The organism is Enterococcus sp. 9E7_DIV0242, assembly GCF_002140975.2.
GTDB lineage: Bacteria > Bacillota > Bacilli > Lactobacillales > Enterococcaceae > Enterococcus_L > Enterococcus_L clewellii.
The window spans coordinates 4,238,330-4,255,759 of record NZ_CP147247.1 but is presented as its reverse complement, the minus strand read 5'-3'; the positions used below and the strand labels follow the sequence as shown (position 1 = coordinate 4,255,759).

Annotated in this window: 17 protein-coding genes; 4 read left to right on the top strand and 13 right to left on the bottom strand. The window is 38.1% G+C overall.

What is annotated here, in order from left to right; all coding sequences use genetic code 11:
* Window positions 1–28: 28 nt before the first annotated feature.
* The 9 genes from A5888_RS19885 to A5888_RS19845 all read right to left on the bottom strand — a co-directional run bounded on the left by A5888_RS19885 (window position 29) and on the right by A5888_RS19845 (window position 9,776).
* A complete protein-coding gene (locus A5888_RS19885; RefSeq protein ID WP_086349416.1) occupies window positions 29–1,369 on the bottom strand; it encodes a PTS sugar transporter subunit IIC in 1,341 nt (446 codons plus the stop codon).
* Window positions 1,370–1,666: 297 nt separating this feature from the next.
* Entirely contained in the window at window positions 1,667–2,371 is a 705-nt protein-coding gene (locus A5888_RS19880) for a GntR family transcriptional regulator (RefSeq protein ID WP_339101793.1), read from the bottom strand.
* A gap of 339 nt (window positions 2,372–2,710) precedes the next feature.
* A complete protein-coding gene (locus A5888_RS19875) occupies window positions 2,711–3,895 on the bottom strand; it encodes an XRE family transcriptional regulator (RefSeq protein ID WP_339101792.1) in 1,185 nt (394 codons plus the stop codon).
* Window positions 3,896–3,925: 30 nt separating this feature from the next.
* On the bottom strand, window positions 3,926–4,687 hold the full coding sequence (locus A5888_RS19870; RefSeq protein WP_086349185.1) for a hypothetical protein: 762 nt from the start codon (window positions 4,685–4,687) through the stop codon (window positions 3,926–3,928).
* A 717-nt stretch (window positions 4,688–5,404) separates the two neighbouring features.
* Window positions 5,405–6,478: an ABC transporter substrate-binding protein gene (locus tag A5888_RS19865; protein WP_086349184.1), complete on the bottom strand. Its 1,074-nt coding sequence runs from the start codon at window positions 6,476–6,478 to the stop codon at window positions 5,405–5,407.
* Complete coding sequence (locus A5888_RS19860; protein ID WP_086349183.1) at window positions 6,475–7,311, bottom strand: ABC transporter permease; 837 nt, start codon at window positions 7,309–7,311, stop codon at window positions 6,475–6,477. Before A5888_RS19860 ends, A5888_RS19865 begins: the two co-directional genes overlap by 4 nt.
* On the bottom strand, window positions 7,308–8,117 hold the full coding sequence (locus tag A5888_RS19855) for an ABC transporter permease (RefSeq protein WP_086349182.1): 810 nt from the start codon (window positions 8,115–8,117) through the stop codon (window positions 7,308–7,310). Before A5888_RS19855 ends, A5888_RS19860 begins: the two co-directional genes overlap by 4 nt.
* A gap of 10 nt (window positions 8,118–8,127) precedes the next feature.
* Window positions 8,128–9,216: an ABC transporter ATP-binding protein gene (locus tag A5888_RS19850; RefSeq protein ID WP_086349181.1), complete on the bottom strand. Its 1,089-nt coding sequence runs from the start codon at window positions 9,214–9,216 to the stop codon at window positions 8,128–8,130.
* Window positions 9,217–9,233: 17 nt separating this feature from the next.
* On the bottom strand, window positions 9,234–9,776 hold the full coding sequence (locus A5888_RS19845; protein WP_086349180.1) for a helix-turn-helix domain-containing protein: 543 nt from the start codon (window positions 9,774–9,776) through the stop codon (window positions 9,234–9,236).
* 235 nt (window positions 9,777–10,011) lie between these two features.
* Between A5888_RS19845 and A5888_RS19840 the strand changes: the two genes are divergently transcribed.
* The 4 genes from A5888_RS19840 to A5888_RS19825 all read left to right on the top strand — a co-directional run bounded on the left by A5888_RS19840 (window position 10,012) and on the right by A5888_RS19825 (window position 13,052).
* Complete coding sequence (locus tag A5888_RS19840; protein ID WP_086349179.1) at window positions 10,012–11,001, top strand: oxidoreductase; 990 nt, start codon at window positions 10,012–10,014, stop codon at window positions 10,999–11,001.
* A 16-nt stretch (window positions 11,002–11,017) separates the two neighbouring features.
* Complete coding sequence (gene coaB / locus A5888_RS19835) at window positions 11,018–11,788, top strand: phosphopantothenate--cysteine ligase (protein WP_086349178.1); 771 nt, start codon at window positions 11,018–11,020, stop codon at window positions 11,786–11,788.
* Entirely contained in the window at window positions 11,785–12,327 is a 543-nt protein-coding gene (gene coaC / locus A5888_RS19830) for a phosphopantothenoylcysteine decarboxylase (RefSeq protein ID WP_086349177.1), read from the top strand. Before coaB ends, coaC begins: the two co-directional genes overlap by 4 nt.
* Before the next feature lie 80 nt (window positions 12,328–12,407).
* On the top strand, window positions 12,408–13,052 hold the full coding sequence (locus A5888_RS19825) for an ECF transporter S component (protein ID WP_086349176.1): 645 nt from the start codon (window positions 12,408–12,410) through the stop codon (window positions 13,050–13,052).
* A 203-nt stretch (window positions 13,053–13,255) separates the two neighbouring features.
* Here A5888_RS19825 and A5888_RS19820 read toward each other — a convergent pair whose 3' ends face one another.
* The 4 genes from A5888_RS19820 to A5888_RS19805 all read right to left on the bottom strand — a co-directional run bounded on the left by A5888_RS19820 (window position 13,256) and on the right by A5888_RS19805 (window position 16,947).
* Window positions 13,256–14,458: an aminoacyltransferase gene (locus A5888_RS19820; protein ID WP_086349415.1), complete on the bottom strand. Its 1,203-nt coding sequence runs from the start codon at window positions 14,456–14,458 to the stop codon at window positions 13,256–13,258.
* A gap of 258 nt (window positions 14,459–14,716) precedes the next feature.
* The gene (locus tag A5888_RS19815; RefSeq protein WP_086349175.1) at window positions 14,717–15,229 is read right to left on the bottom strand and encodes a QueT transporter family protein; all 513 of its coding nucleotides are present in this window, start codon (window positions 15,227–15,229) and stop codon (window positions 14,717–14,719) included.
* Window positions 15,230–15,621: 392 nt separating this feature from the next.
* A complete protein-coding gene (locus A5888_RS19810) occupies window positions 15,622–16,077 on the bottom strand; it encodes a VOC family protein (RefSeq protein WP_086349174.1) in 456 nt (151 codons plus the stop codon).
* A gap of 24 nt (window positions 16,078–16,101) precedes the next feature.
* Window positions 16,102–16,947, bottom strand: a complete 846-nt coding sequence (locus A5888_RS19805) for a helix-turn-helix domain-containing protein (RefSeq protein ID WP_086349173.1) — start codon at window positions 16,945–16,947, stop codon at window positions 16,102–16,104.
* Window positions 16,948–17,430: the final 483 nt, after the last annotated feature.

Here is a 17,430-nt window from a genome sequence, read left to right as displayed (position 1 = left end):
TCTATGTTCCTTCTAGCTTTTTGTTTGTCTAATATGTTGCATTTTCAGCACTTGCACGTGCAACTCTTTCACTGATTTTCAAGAATGGCAGATAAAAGAATATTAGTGCCACAATGATAATTGCCTGCACAATCATTGCCCGCCAATCACCAGCTGTTGCTAGAAAACCACTTAAAAATGGCGGAGTCGTCCAAGGGATCGTTACAACACATCGATTTACGAATCCTGCGGTGGTTGCCAAGTAGCCAATGCTAGTCCCTACGATAGGTGATAGAACAAACGGGATGATCATCGGTAAGTTGAACACAATTGGTAAACCAAAAATGACGGGTTCATTGATATTGAAAAGATTCGGACCTAAAGCCAACTTAGACAAATCTCTATACGCACGATAACGGCTGAAAATCAGGATTGCTAAAACTAGCGCAATGGTCGAACCAGTTCCACCCATCAACGCCCCATATACTTGATGGAATGCTGAATTGATAATGTGCGGAGCCTGTTGCCCCGCTGCTGCAGCATCCATGTTTTCATTCATGTTTACCATCAATAGCGGATCAAGGATCGGTCCTGTAACCACAGATTGATGAATACCAAAAGAAAATAGCAAATTTCCAAAACAAACTAATAATAAATAGCCAAAATATGACGTTCCTACACCACGTAAGGGTTCTTGGATAAACCGTTCGATAATCGACATAAAATCATTTCCAGTTAATTGGATCAAAAATGAAGCAAAAGCAAATAGTGAAACCACAATGATTAAAGGAACCATCGTGTTGAATGATTTTCCTACTGCTGGAGGAACACTGTCACCTAAATTAATTTTTAGCTTCTCTGATCGAGTCAGACGAATGTACAATTCTGTTGCCAGTAATCCGGTAATGATTGCGGCAAAGACTCCTTTTGAACCAATATTTCCATAGCTGATCACACCATTGATTTTCACCGCGTTCTCTGCATCAATTGGTGTGGTTTCAATCATCATTGGAAGCAGAGTCAAAAAGGCTGGAACAACTGCAATCACAACACCAATTGGATTATCGTATTCTCTATTTTTTGCTAAAAAATAGCCGATTGCTATGACAAGAATAATGCCGGTAATATTTAACGTGGCGTTCGTTATGATATTCCCCCAATTTTGCCAAGTCGACATCGTCTCTGCACTAATGAGATTTTTGAACCAACCTGTAGAATCTAATACCACTGAATTAATTAAAATAGCTATCCCTGCTAAAATGAATAACGGCATAATCGTAGCAAACGAATCACGTAATGTTCTTAAATAAATTTGTTGACCGATTTTCTGAGCCATCAAAACGAACTTTCCCATCAACGCTTCTCTTTTTTGCTTTTTTTCCTCATTCATTGCTTGTGCCCCCCAATTTTTATAGCTGCGCGCTCGCTTTAAAAGCATAATATCATCTAATCCTACTTTTGTAAACACTTATTTAAATAAGTATATACTAATTAAATGGATAAAAAAAAGACTTACTTGATGATTCCAAGTAAAAGTCTTGTTATTCTTTACCACCAGTCGTGGTTAAATGCATAGAGGCAGACAAATTATTTACTGTTTTAGTTAGTAGTACTTTCTATTGTTTTATTTCGATAGACCTCTTCCAGTAAATCAGTAAAATTCGGCAATAGACTTATCAAAAGCAGCCTAAGTGATATCCGTAAATACTTTTCCAGATATGAATGGGTATCTTGTTTTAGAAAAGTCAAAAGGAGTTCCATCATCAAAAAAAACAACTTGGTTCGTTTCTAATATAGGCGCACCAATAGCAACATTAAATTCTTCACTATCTAACTCATTTGCTTTGGAAGCAATAATCACACGTTGGGCAGCGCTGATTACATAGCCCAATTTCTCTCTTATATAATTATAAATAGACCCTTTTAAAATATTTTCATCCAAATCCTGGATATACTTCAACGGCATGATCGATGTTTCAATACTTCTTGCTTCATCATGTACATATCTAACACGCTTGATGTCATAAACAGGGTCATTTTTTTTTATTTTCAATGACTCACACTCATCAACCGTAGGAAAACGAACATCAAAACGGATGATTTTACTTGTCACTTCTGCCCCTTCTTGAACAGATGTACCAAAAACACTATTGATTTGTGTCACATTCTTATCATTCTTTTTGATATTCGTTCTGACATAAGTACCGGACCCCCGTCTTGTATAGAGTAACCCTTCATCAATCAACAGTTGTATCGCTTTTCTAATCGTTACTCGACTAGTCGTATAGATTTTTGCGAGGGTTTCTTGATCTGGCAATACCTCTCCTTCACTATATTCTCCATCAACAATTTTTTTCTTTAAAGCAATGGCAATTTCTTTATATTTAGGCATTCTCACCACTCCCACAAATATTAGTATATACTTATATAGTAATAGATTATATTAAGCTTGTAAACAGCATATACAAATATGGATAAAGGAATCGCTTAATAAATAAATTTCTTAAAAGTAATTTTTACGTACGATGGATATTCGATTATTACAAGTTCATAACGTGGTACAACGATAATAATGATTCATCTACTATTCGTATGATAGAAAATGGCTATAAAAAAACGCCTTTTTAAGCAACATTTCAGAAATAAGTGATTCATGTACTTATCAAGTAATTTGCTCCTTAATAAAAAAAGACCTAAGTAATTTTTCATACTATAGGTCTTACTTTCAGATTTAGCCTAGATTTGGGAATAGAGATACAATTTTGTCATTTGAGTAGTATTCTCTTTCAATATCATTATCGTATTTGCTAAGAAAATCTCTTTCTAAACAAAACAATGATTCTAAAAAATCACGATCAATTTTGTACTCATCTAATATATCTGATAATACATACATTTTATTCTTAAAGACCATATCTAGAAGAGCTCTTATCTTACCTGGACGAACAATCGCAATATCTTCATCTAAAGGTTCTTCTTTTCTATATCCATACCTATTTAAGGAAGCATAGAAATACCGATTTTCTTCAAATGTGAGTAACCCTAATTTGTAAGCCCTGTATTCTAAAGCTCCTATAGACACCATGTATTTTGATTTCAAATCTAAATACGATTTTGGATTTGATTTTTTGGAAATCATTGAAAAATCTTCTAAAAACTGTTCTTTTGGTAACAAGAAAAATGAAGCAAAATCGTTAGCTTCCTTTTCTATCTTTTTATGTTCATCTTTAGATAAAGAATCCATGTCAATCTTGTAATGCAATAATAAATGACCCAACTCGTGTGCTAGATCAAAATTTCTACGTACGGCAGATTTCTTCTTATTTCCCAAAACAATAAACGGTTTCCCATTTTCTGTCCATGTGCTATAAGCATCAATAGATGCTCCCATATTCTTCTCTAGAATATAAACACCCGACATTTCAAGCTTATACAGAAGTTCTTTATTTTCATGTATATGCAATTTCTGTCTAGCATGCTCAGCAATCTGCTCTAGAGTGACAGAATCATTGTCAAAATCACTATTCGCGTTAGATAACTTTATTACTTCTTCTCTTAATGCAGAAATTGTGTTAAGTGGTGGAATTAGTTTTTCTTCAAATTTATCTAAGAAATAACTTGAAAAATCGACAAATGCTGTCTCCATTTTCGCTTTCTTTCTTGAATCCCTATCTTCAGCTCTATAGGCAATACTTTCTATTTTAGAAACTTGCTTTACAAATGGTTGGGTATAGAAAAATTGAGATCTTACAGAAAACATTTTCTTAACCTCGTTAACTACTTCAAACTTTGGCACAGTATATTGGTTCTCGTATTGCCAAACCGCCTGTTCCGTAACCCCAATTTTATCAGCAAATTCCTTTCTGGAGAGACCATTTAATTCCCTGAGACTTTGTAATTTCTCTCCGAAAAACATTTTAAATCACATCCTGACTTATTTAAAAATTTAGCTATTAGCTTCTTTTTCCTCTTCTGGTATAGCATATCCGAATGAATCTGAGTCGCCAGAAAAGATTGTTTGATCAGAAGCATTTTCACTTAGTATTGGCTCAACATCATCAGCTGTAATTTCAAATTCACTTGCTTCAATTAGATAGCTTAAATCTTCAATCAATTCTAAATTCATTGTTGCACGATTTGGCATGGTAAGTCTAATTGAAGTAATGATTTTCGTTTCATCATCAATTTCATAAGTAACAATATAGAAGCGAGAGTATTTCTGGTTAACTTTCAAAGAAGTTCCATCTATAACTGCCTTAACTTCATGAGGATCGCTTAATTCAAGTTGAATCTGCTCTGGCTGTTCTTTGTAGTTTCTTTGTTTCCCATCAAATAAGTGTGTGTTATACTCTGCTAACTCTACTAAATAATTATCATCATTCGCTTTTTTCTTCTGGTCTTCAAATGTTTTTTTCACTCTTCTAGAGTTTTTTACAATAACCATGTATTCTTCAGAATTTTCACTAACACTGAATTGTAGATATTCCCAGGTATAGCCTGCTTTATCAATATTAAAAGAAACTCCTTTTTCTTCACCCAATTTAGAAACCTGATCATCTATATGGTTTCCTTTGGTCCAAGCATAGGCACCACTTACATTCATGGTATCCTTCTTCTCTTTTCTTTCTTCTAAATATTGTAAATAGCCTTTAAGCGTACCGTCAACAATGATTTTACTAATCTCTTTATCTAACTTCAACTCTGACATACTCAATCTCCCTTCTTTAATTCAACAAATTTAGTATACACTATTTTTAAAGAAAAAACATTATTTATCGATTTTTCTTAAAGTGAACAATCTTTCAGTTACTTAAAATTCTTAATCAACTTCTCTATCTTAATTTTCCTATAATCAAATCCAATTTTTCCACCCGATCCTTCCTTCTTTTCAAAGAAAGAATCGTTTTGTATCTTTCTGAAATACAATCTTCATTGTAACTATCAGCATTTCTTATTTTTTATTGTCATCATCCACATCTGAGCACAATGATTATAGTTCAGAAATTCTATATTTATCTTTATCTGTAAACCAAATTTCATCTCTGCCTAGATTGTTTTTATCCAAAGTAAGACCCTTTTTAGTGAACAATAACGCTTGATTGTAGAATTTCCTAATCAATTTTTCAACTTTGATTTTTCTAAAATTGAAGCTTCTTTTTTCTTTTGTTTTTGATCTACAAATTTCAGTTATTATCAAAATGGTTTTCAAAACTCATATCTCTCACCAAAATTCTTAACAGCCATGTAACGCAGTATTATCAGTAATTACAGCCGTTTCTTCTCTGGTAGAAATCTCTGGTAGAAAACACAAAAAAAGCGACAAAATCGTCGCTTTTGGTAGAAAATTGGAAAACTGATAGCTAAAATGGTGGCTCATTTCTCTATTTTTTGGTTGATTTAACGCCATTTTAGCTGAGTTTCACTACTATTTCCGATACATCTTAAACTCTAAAAACAGGTCATTATAGATTTCCAGATACTTATGCCCTAGATCCTCATAAACCTCCAAGCGAGAGATGGTTTCATCATTTGGGTAAAACTGCTCATCCTCTGAAATTTCCTTTGGAAGTAAAGCCTCTGCTTTTCGGTTTGGTGTTGAATAACCAATATATTCGGCATTTTGGGCTGCGATTTCCGGACGTAGCATGAAATTGATGAAGGCATACGCACCATCAATATTTTTTGCCGTCTTAGGAATCACGATATTATCAAACCATAGATTCGATCCTTGAGATGGGATCACATAGTGTAGATGCTCATTGCCATCTAACATTTCAGCTGCTTCACCTGAAAAGGAAACTGCCACAGCACTTTCTTCATTGATCATGTACATCTTGATTTCGTCTGCAACGATGGCTTTGACATTCCCAGTTAGCTTGTTCAATTTGTCAGAAGCCTCAGCCAGTTCCTCGGCATTCTTGCTATTCAAAGAATATCCCAGACTGTTCAACGACAAGCCAATAACTTCTCGAGCACCGTCGATCAGCATGAGATTATCCTTCAGCTCCGGCCGCCACAAATCATCCCACTCTTGAATCTTTTCTCCATCAACAAACTTATCATTGTAAATAATCCCCAGTGTTCCCCAGAAATAAGGAATCGAATAAGTATTGTTGGGATCAAAGTCAAGATTCAAGAAGCGTTCATCAATATTTTCCAAGCCAGTCAACTTCTTATGATCAATTGGTAAAAGCATATTTTCACTAATCATCTTTTGAATCATATATTCAGATGGAATCGTAATGTCATAGGCTGTTCCGCCCTGTTGAATTTTAGTGAACATTGCTTCATTGGAGTCAAAGGTTTCATAGTTCACCTTATAGCCGGTTTCCTTTTCGAACTCTTTGATCAGCTGAGGGTCAATGTAATCACCCCAGTTATAAATAGTCAGCGTATCTGCTCCAGCCATTCCACTGGCACGTTCTAGCTGGCCAACGCCAAGAAACAGGACCACAATAATCAAAATAATCCCTAAAAATAAAGAGTTTAGCTTTCTCATGAAAGTTTTGCCACCTCTCTTTGTTCGCGACGCAGCTTCTTCATGCGTTTCGACGTATTGTCTTTACTGATAAAGTAATAGCCAATCACAAGAATCATGGAGAACAGAAAAACCAAGGCGCTTAACGCATTGATTTCCAAGCTGATCCCCTGTCTTGCTCGAGAATAAATTTCAACAGAAAGAGTAGTAAACCCATTACCTGTCACGAAAAATGTCACAGCAAAATCATCCAGAGAGTAAGTAAACGCCATGAAATACCCGGCAATGATTCCTGGAGAAAGATACGGCAATACGATATTTTTCAATACTTGGAAATTATTTGCACCCAAGTCTCTTGCCGCATCAACCATCGAATCGTTCATTTCCTGCAATTTAGGCAGAACCATCAGAACGACAATTGGTATACTGAAAGCAATATGAGACAAGAGAACACTGGTAAAACCAAGGCTAATGAATCCGACTGCTGTAAAGAAAATCAAAAAGCTTGCACCAATAATAACATCTGGCGATACCAACAAAATATTGTTGAAGCTCAACAGTGCCGTTCGACCTCGCCGACCTTTTGTGTAATAAATCGCCATCGCCCCAAAGGTTCCAATAATCGTTGCAATCAAGGCTGACAAAAACGCCAGCAAGAATGTATTCAACACGATGATCAACAACCTTGTATCCTCGAATACGGCAGAATAGTTAGCTAATGTAAAGCCGGTAAATGAATTCATTGTTTCTCCGTCATTAAAAGAAAATAGGATCAAATAGAAAATCGGTGCATAGAGCAGAAGAAAAACAAGGATAAGATAAACATTTGACCATTTGAATTTTTTTCTGATCATTTGATCTTCCCTCCTTTTTTCTTTTCACCTGTCAGAATCATAACAGCAACCATAGCGACGATCAATACCACACCGATCGTGGAACCCATGCCCCAATTCTGCGTTACTAGAAAATGCTGTTCGATCGCTGTACCTAAAGTAATCACTCGATTTCCACCAATCAAACGAGTCAGCATAAAGAGAGACAGAGACGGGATAAACACTGCCTGTACCCCACTTTTCACGCCATTCAATGACAAAGGAAAAATCACACGACGAAACGTTTCAGCACTGTTTGCCCCCAAATCTCGACTAGCACTGATCAAGGATGGATTCATTTCCTCCAACGCATTAAAAATCGGCATGATCATAAATGGCAATTCGATATACGCTGCCACAAAGAGAAAGCTAAAATCTGTAAACAGGATTTGCTGTGAACCGATACCCATAAAAGTCAAAAACTGATTGATGGTTCCGTGCATACTGAAAATCCCAATAAAGGCATAGGCCTTCAATAGTAAATTTACCCATGTTGGCAAGATGACCAGCATTAGCCAGAGCTGCTTATGCTGCAATTTTGTCAGGAAATACGCTGTCGGATAGCTGATCAGCAACGTCACCAACGTAATTAAAAAGGCATACCAGACAGAGTTAAAGGTCATGGCAAGATACGTGCCTGAAGTAAAATACGTTTGATAATTTGCTAATGTAAATTGCCCATTCATATCAAAAAAGGATTGATAAATAATCATCAAGACCGGTGCGATAACAAAGAGCATCAACCACAGGGCATAAGGAACGGAATAAATACGACGAACTGTTTTCATGTCCTACCTCCTACTCTTCATAGCTTTCAAGACGCGCATCAAAGTCTTCTTCCGACTCGTTGAAACGCATCACGTGGATATCCTCCGGTTCAAAAAACAGCCCGACCTGTGAGCCTTCAACTGCTTTTCTTGTGGAATGTACAACCCACTCATTTTGGTGTTCATCATGACAGACGATTTCATAATGAACACCACGGAAAAGCTGGGTATCTACGGTCACGATCAGCTTGCCTTTTTCCACCGTTGAAATCGTCAGATCCTCCGGACGCAAAACGACCTCTACCGCTTCATTCGGACGCATCCCGCCATCCACACATTCAAATCGCTTACCGACGAATTCAACCAAGTTATCCTCGATCATTCGTCCATCAACGATATTACTTTCTCCAACAAAATCCGCGACAAAATGGTTGATCGGCTCATCATAAATATCTACTGGTGTCCCGCTTTGAACGATCTCGCCTTTATTCATAACAAAAATCTCATCACTCATCGCCAAGGCCTCTTCCTGATCATGCGTCACGAAAATAAACGTAATCCCCAAACGTTGCTGCAACTCTCTCAGCTCATATTGCATAGCTGTTCGCAGTTTCAAATCCAGCGCCGAAAGCGGCTCATCCAGTAATAATACCTTTGGCTCATTAACAATCGCTCGAGCAATCGCCACTCGTTGTCTTTGACCACCGGACATTTCGCTGATTTCTCTTTTTTCATAGCCAGGCAATTGAACCATTCGCAACGCATCCATGACCTTTTTTTCGATTTCAGCTTTCGCCATTTTTTTGATTTTCAGTCCGAAAGCCACATTATCAAAGACATTCATATGCGGAAACAACGCGTAATCCTGAAATACGGTATTTACCGGGCGTTTATTGGCCGGCACATCATTGATGCGACCGCCGTCAAAGTAAACGTCTCCCTTGCTGACATCTGTAAAACCCGCCAAAATTCGTAAAATCGTTGTTTTTCCACATCCGGAAGGTCCAAGTAATGTATAGAATTTCCCTTCTTCTATCTCAAAGCTGACGTTTTTCAATACCATCTCATCATCATCATACTGTTTTACTACATCTTCAAATGAAATAATCGTTTTTCCCACTTCTTCATTCCTCCTGATCAAAGATAAGATTCAGTCGCCACGATCAGCACTCGGCTTTTCCCTTTTGACTTGTTTTTCAATTGATGAGGCTCTGTTGCCTCGTAATATATTGCCTCACCTTTTTTTGCTGTATGGCTGGCTTCTCCAAGAACCAATGAGACAGTTCCTTCTAAAACAAAAACGAAGGTTTCTGAAAGCGACGGTTCAAAATTCTTATACTCGCCATCCTTATCAAACGTTAATAGAACAGGCTCCATTTCCTTTTCATTCGACTCCGGAATCAACCATTTCAATTGGTACCCGTTGTCCTCATCAAGATAATAGGTACAGTCTTGCTCGCCATAAACAATTTTTTGTTCTACGCTATCTTCACTAAAGAAGTCCTCTGGTGTAATTCCTAGAACCTCAAGGATATTGAAAAAGGTCTCCATAGATGGGGAGCTTAAATCACGTTCAAGCTGGGAGATATACCCTTTTGTCAGGTCCGTCCGCTCACCAAGCTCTTCCTGTGTCAGATTTTTTTGAATCCGAAGATTCTTTAGCTTCTCACCAATCTCCATTCAGTCACCTCATCTTGCTTCAAATTCATTAAACTCTCGCTAAGTTTACTAATACTAAACAAGGAGTTTAATTTTACCTTTTTCCAGTATACGGACTTTTGAAGAAATAGCAACCATTTTTTGTAATAAACCGCTGATTTTTTTTTAGAGGGTCTATAAGGAAGAAATGAGGAAGAATCCAACAAGAATGTGATATGATAGTACCAATAAATCAATAATAACTTGGAGGTTCATTATGGAAAAGTTTTCTGCACTTCTTATTCAAGAAAATAATGGGGAAATCACGTACGATATTCAACAAATTTCGCTGGACGACCTATCAGAAGGGACTGTCCTAATCAAGACAGAGTACTCTTCAATCAACTTCAAAGATTCTCTGGCTGTTATGAAAAATGGTGGGGTGATCAGAAGCTACCCCATGATTCCCGGGATCGATGTAAGTGGAACGGTTGTTTCTTCTGATGATCCTCGCTTCGCAATAAATGATAAAGTATTAGTCACTGGTTATGGTCTAGGAGTCACTCATACTGGTGGATTTTCAGAATATGTTCGTGTACCAGCTGAATGGGTAGTTGCACTTCCTGAATCCTTAACAGAAAAATCAGCTATGATCATTGGAACTGCTGGATTTACTGCGGCGTTATGTATTGATGCCCTGGAAAAACAAGGTCTTTCAGAAAATAAAGAAGCTCGAATTCTCGTGACCGGTGCATCTGGCGGTGTCGCATCATTAAGCATTGCTATGCTAAAAGGATTAGGCTATAAGAATATTACTGCATTGACCAGAAAAAGAGAGACAATCAGTGAGTTGAAACAGTTAGGTGCTTCAGATGTTCTTTTACATGAGGAGTTTATGCCGGAGAAAATACGCCCACTAGGAAAACAGCTGTTTGATTTTGCAGTTGATACCGTTGGTGGTGATACTTTGGCAGCTGTTTTACCTTTGATTAATTATAGTGGAGCTATTGCTGCATGTGGGAATGCTGGCGGGCTTGGGCTAAACACAACTGTCCTACCATTTATTCTACGCAATGTTGCTCTGCTCGGTGTTGATTCTGTCAATGTACCAATGGAGAAGCGTCAATTAATCTGGGCACGTCTGGCAACCGATTTGAACATCACAGATCATGCGCTCATTCATGAAATCACTCTGAATCAAGCGCCAGCAGTCTTTGACTCACTACAACAAGGTCAACACATTGGTCGAACGATCATCAAGTTTTAAATAGGGAGTTGGAACTATGAATATCCTCATCACAGCAGGTGGAACATCAGAAAAAATTGATAATGTTCGTTCAATTACCAATCACTCTACCGGACGTTTAGGAAAGGCAATTGCCGAAACTTTTCTAGTTCAGGGACATCATGTCACTTATCTGACTACACCTTATGCAGTCAGACCGATAGCAACAGAACAATTAATCATAGAAGGAATTGAGACTACTGAAGAATTACTGGCGAAAATGACACAGCTGTTAGCCACTCAAGTCTTTGATGGTATTGTCCACAGTATGGCTGTCAGCGATTTTTCCAGCGAAACCAGTATCACAGAAGAAACACTGATTCAAGGATTAGCTGCTTCGCTAGCACAGCAGCAGGATTTTAGCACGGCAGGTATAGAAAAAACAATCAAAGCAGAAATTGATCAATTAGGCCGACAACTGCAAAAAGAGAAGAAAATTTCATCCAATACAGAACGCCTCTTGCTTTTCTTGAAGAAAAATCCTAAAATAATCTCTATGATTCGGGAAAAACAGCCAACAGCTGTTTTGATTGGATTCAAACTACTCGTAGGCGTTTCTGAAGAAGAATTGATCAAGGTCGGTCGTGCCACATTGGAAAAAAATCAATGTGACTTTGTTCTAGCTAATGATCTTGAGACCATTCATGGTGAAACACATCATGGCATCCTTATTCATGCAGACGGTCAAACAGAATCAGCAGAAACAAAGAACGACATCGCGCAACTCATTGTAAGAAACGTCGAAGCGAAAGGAGAAAATCACGAATGAAAACTATTTTACTTGGTGTTTCCGGAAGCATCTCCGCATATAAATCAGCGGATATCACCAGTCGTTTCGTTAAGCTAGGTTATGCAGTCGAAGTCATCATGACAGTCAACAGTACGAAATTCATCACGCCGCTTACGTTACAATCCTTATCAAAGAAACCCGTGCATACAGAAGTTATGGAAGAGCTCTATCCTGAGCAAATCAATCATATTGAGCTGGCCAAAAGAGCTGATCTTTTTCTTGTTGCACCTGCTTCAGCAAATATCATCGGAAAGCTGGCAAATGGGATCGCTGACGATATGCTTTCAACTGTGGCGATGGCCTTGAAAGAAGAGGTTCCTAAGCTGATTGCTCCTGCCATGAACACATACATGTATCAAAATCCGATCATGCAAAAAAATCTGAATACATTAAAAGGCGTTGGCTATCAGGAAATTGAGCCTAGAGAAGCCTTGTTAGCATGTGGCGATTTTGGCCGAGGCGCTTTAGCTGATGTAGAGCAAATCGTTAACGAAGCTAACAAAATTTTATCTCTATAGGTTCTATTAACACGTTCCTTATACAAAGCCTTTTAAAAAGCCAGTTGTTTCATCGAGTCTATATCATAAGGAGTTCATCAATGACTAACACAAAAAAATTCACTTTAACAGCTATGTTTTTAGCTATTCTTATTTTACTGGCTTCCGTACCATTCTTAGGATTTATCCCGATTGGGCCAATCAATGCAACGACTATGCATATTCCTGTTATCATTGCATCAATTATTCTTGGTCCTAAGCTAGGAGGATTTCTAGGAGGCGTTTTCGGTATCATCAGTATGATCCGAGCAACAGTGATCATTTCTCCTACTTCGTTCCTTTTCTCTCCGTTCATTCCAGTGATTGGAACGGATCAAGGAAGCTGGAAAGCCATTTTGATCGCTGTTATTCCAAGAATTCTAATCGGTGTCATTCCTTATTTTGTCTATAAGCTGTTTCGTAAACGAGCAGAAAAGAATGCCGGCGTCAAATCTATCGGGCTTTTTATTGCCGGATTCAGTGGTGCAGCAACAAACACAATCTTAGTTATGGGTGGGATTTTTCTGCTTTTCAAAGATGCTTACGCCCAAGCAACGGGTATCGGACTTGAAACAGTCTTCTCTGTTATTCTAGGCGTTGTGTTCACTAGTGGATTGGTGGAAGCGATCGTTGCAGGCTTTGCAACTGCGGCAGTTACAGCTGTCTTGTTGCGATTAACAAAGACGAACGCAACCCAGAAGCTATAAAACAGAACGAACATTAGGAGTACGAACAAAAATAAAAAAGGGGCTGTGACATTAGTATGTCTTAGCCTCTTAAAACCGGATAAAACGGTGTTCCCGAAGTAGATTCTTCGACAATAAGGTGGAAATCCGCAAAAATTTATGGAACAATTTTCGGAATTTCCACCTTATTGCTTGAATCTGACCACTTCTGTCACAACCTCGTATTACTTTCCTTTTTTCAACTTATATGCAAACTCACTTAGTTTAAACAGCAGCATGTTAGCCGGCAAATCAAATTCACCGATAAACTCATTGATCGTTGGATTGAAATTGGATTTGAACTTAATCAATCCATCATTTAGACTACCTTCCAAGCCGCCCATATTACAGGACTCGCAGCCTCGTTCAAAGCATTCATTGATAGCTTCAAACCAGGTAAGGTAGGCTGGCATGTAACGCTTGTAGTGCTCATCCATTCCGGCATAAAGAATTTCACTGGTGGTACCAAACGTAACCGCCAAGGCCCCAGCTACGATTGCCTTGTCTCCTGATTTTTTCATGCTTTCTTCTAACTCTGCAAGTTCTCTAGTCAATGAAAATTCCAGCTCTTCCAAATTATGACGTTTCTTCACTTGATTCTCTTTCAAATTCGCCATATCCTGTTTGTTCTTTTCATGTCTAGTCTTTGTTTCTTCATAACGGGCTTTTAAGTCAACTTCTGCCAACATAATAAATGACTGTTCCGGATAAATATCCATCAGTTTCTCAAAATAGTCAGCACTCCTAAGCAATATCTGTTGTCGTTCAGTTGTCAGCTTGATCATTTCAGCAAATGCCGGAACTAATTCCTTGCCGCCCTGACGTACCACAACACCCTTTTTCTGAGCTTGTTTCAGCATCTTCTTCGTGCTTTTCGACAGCTGTTCTTCGCTAAAGTCTTCCTTATAGATATTCGCCTGAAAACGAGGCTGGATCGTCGCCGACATTTCCATCGTCAAGCCTTGGTATTTAGCACCAGAGGACGTGATATTGTCTATAATCATTTGAGCTTCAGGATTCTTTCTTTCTTCACGATCGATCAGAATGTCCTTATAGATAACGGTTGGGTCCATTTTTACAAAAACCGCACGCTTTTTCTTCCCAAACTTTTTCAGTTGCTCCATAAAGAAATCAACCAACTCTTTATCCGTATAATCCATGATTGGACCACGAGGCGTGTATAGGAAGGCAAAACCTGCCGGCAATGGTCGAATAAGAACCAGACTGGAAGCTACCAGCTTCCCTTCTTGATAGACACCTACGATTTCTGATCCCCAATTATCTTTGACTTTCGCCCATGAAGACGATTGTAGTAAATTACAAAGCGGGTGTTTTTCCACAAAGGCATCATGCTCTGCAGGCGAAACGCCAATTTTAAACTCGTACATTCCCATATCCTTCCCTTCAACTATCCTGTATATTTTTCTGACAGCAAAAAAGATCTTGGCTGGCAGTTTTCTTCATCAATTGATATTCTCCACAAACATTAATTCTAATCCTTCCTACCTGATTTGTAAACATTACAACACAGAAAAAGAAAATCAAATCGGTTCCTTATACTTGTTCACGCTGAAATCCACTCAGAATAGATACAAAAACGCCAACAATGCTGCTAAATTGCTCACATTGTCGGCGCTTGATTTTCATTAAATACGTGATTCAAAATGGACTGCTTTGTTCAAGAAATACATCAAGGGTGCAGATAAAGCCATGATAATAAACTCACTAAAAGCCAAAAAGAAATACGTTGGCCAGAAGCCTTCTGTCGTCCCACCTGTATTTACCAACATGACAGCGATAAATACCATCGATACAGTAAAGAACAGGGTGTTCAATACCAATCGTAGTTTTTCATTTTTCACCTTATTATAGAGCAGCGCCGTCAGTCCTAAAGAGACCAGAGTCTGAGCGCCTCCATAAAGAGCATCGATTACACCATAGCCAAAGACCAGGTTATAAAAAATCACACCGCCTAGTACGCCCCACATCAATTTACGATTAAAAACGACTAAATGATTTAAGCTTTCCGAAATTCTGAATTGGATCGGTCCGGAAGCCACTGGAGCAACAAAAAGTGTCAGTGCCAAATAAAGAGCCATAATCATTGCATTAAGTGTCAATGTTCTCAGTTTTTTGTTCGGTGTTGCAGATGTTTGCATTCTATCTCCTTCTTTCTCCAAGTTTTTTTACTGGGGATGGTTGATGAACCCAGGCTGCTGAATGAGGAGGAACTAAAGGTATTTCCTTGAAATTGGAGAAGAAAATACATTGATTATTCCACCTTTGCAACGGCATTAATACTATCATCGCACGCATTCTTTGTCAAACATCTCCTCTGTGTTGGAACAATAGTGGCCATCCTCAAATTCTACATAAAAAAGAGACGTGACATTTCCATGTCTCATCTCTTAAACGTAACAAGTGTTCCACTCTTTCTATTTTCGAAGAAACGAAATGAAAGACTCATTCCCGATCCTTTCTATTGAATAGCTCTCCTGCCTTCTTAAGATATTTTTATCTACCTCGATCTCTTAAAATTTCGGTCCTCTTCTCATATAATGCTTTCAATATACTCCTTTGGATACATGGTCCGTTTCGCTATCTCTTCAACAGCTATGCCTTGTGCCAGGTAGTTTTTTATGACAGAATCCATTGTTTCTGCTATTTCGATAATATTTTTGTCCAAATCATAAATTCTCATTGAACGCTGTCCCCATGGATACTCTCTGAGCACATGCAAGAAAACAACGCTGTCCGTTTCTCTCATTCTCTTTTCCCACTCACTAATATCTTCCACTTCAAAATATAGCTGAAAGTTGTGTGCTCCCTGCAAACTTTTCAATGATTTACCAACAATTTTTTCATAATTCGCTTGTAGAGTAAGTCCATTTTCAAAGGACACATGCTCGCCCATATCCATCGTGATTTTCTGCTGCAAAAGATTTTGATAAAAGTCTTTTGCCTTCTCCATATCCTCAACAATAAGTAGTATACCGCCAAATTTCATCGTTCATCTTCCTTTCTTCTATAGCTAAGTATAGAACGGAAATTTAGCAACTTCACTGTAAAAATCGGACATCTTTTTTCGATAGTCCTGCGGGGTAATCCCACAAACTATTTTGAAATCCTTGATGAAATGAGAACTGTCGTAATACTCGAGCTCGTTTAGAATTGCTGACAGTGATTTTTGAGGATCATTCAGCAGACGTAAGGCATGATTGACCCTAACAATGCGGGCAAAGGCTTTCATGCTGATGCCTAAATGCTCATTGAAAAATCGATTCAGATGTCGGTCGCTATATGAAACAGCCGTAGAAATTTCTTTTGAAGAAATCATGCCTGATTTTTGGATAATCAGATGGATGGCAGAAGTCAATGCAGACGGATAGTTGGTCTGAATACTTTCAGATAACAGTTTTTCAACCTTCAAAAATAGAGCCTCTGCTGACTCTTCTTTTAAAAATAATTCTTTTATTTTTGAATCAACGAGAGGATTCATCTCGGATAACGAATGAATCTCATTTAGTAAATCCTTTTGCTTCACACCGCTAAATGGGAAAAAGCCGGCCGGTTGAAATTCAATAATGAAAATAACCTCACACTTATTCGCCAGCTCACCAACAATTCTTGATTGCGTAGTTGCACCGAAAAGCATGCTATGCAGACCACTGTCATTATAGTAATAAACCAGAGTCACACTTCCATGCGGCAGGATCGTATAATTATCAGAAATACTTTCTTTATCTGGAAAGGATAGTGTAAAGTTGGAAATCCATTGCCTCAATGATTCATTTGGTAATACATACGCAAATTTGTCGTTTCCATCAATAACATCTCTTTCAGCACTAATTGAATGAAGACTGTTTTGTTTTATCATACACGTCCTCCACTTCTTCTTCATACTTTGTATAGGGACCAACACAAAATTTATACAATTATTGTAGCATGATTAGATACCAGTAAAAATAGACACAGTTCTTATTGGAGATATTTTTCGGATACCTTATCTGCATCAAATAGAAAAAGAGTCCAGGACATAAATAATTTCTCGGACTTTTAGCATGCCTAAATCCGAATAAATGGTGGGTCAGAAGCAACTACTAGCAGCGAACTGCGTCGATGTCCGCTCAATACTCGTAGGCCCTAAACTGCGACGAGCCACAAGCGAGAATGCATCAGTGGTAAACCACTGTGTTTCAAGGCTCTTCGACAATAAGCCAAAATTGTTGAGAATCACTAGTTTGTACGCAAAATAGATGATGAACAACACCTACTTGGTCAACAAAAATTTGTGATGAGGCACCAAGTAGGAATCAATCAACATCGGAATGGAACATCCCGTGTTTCTCTTGTCATTTTC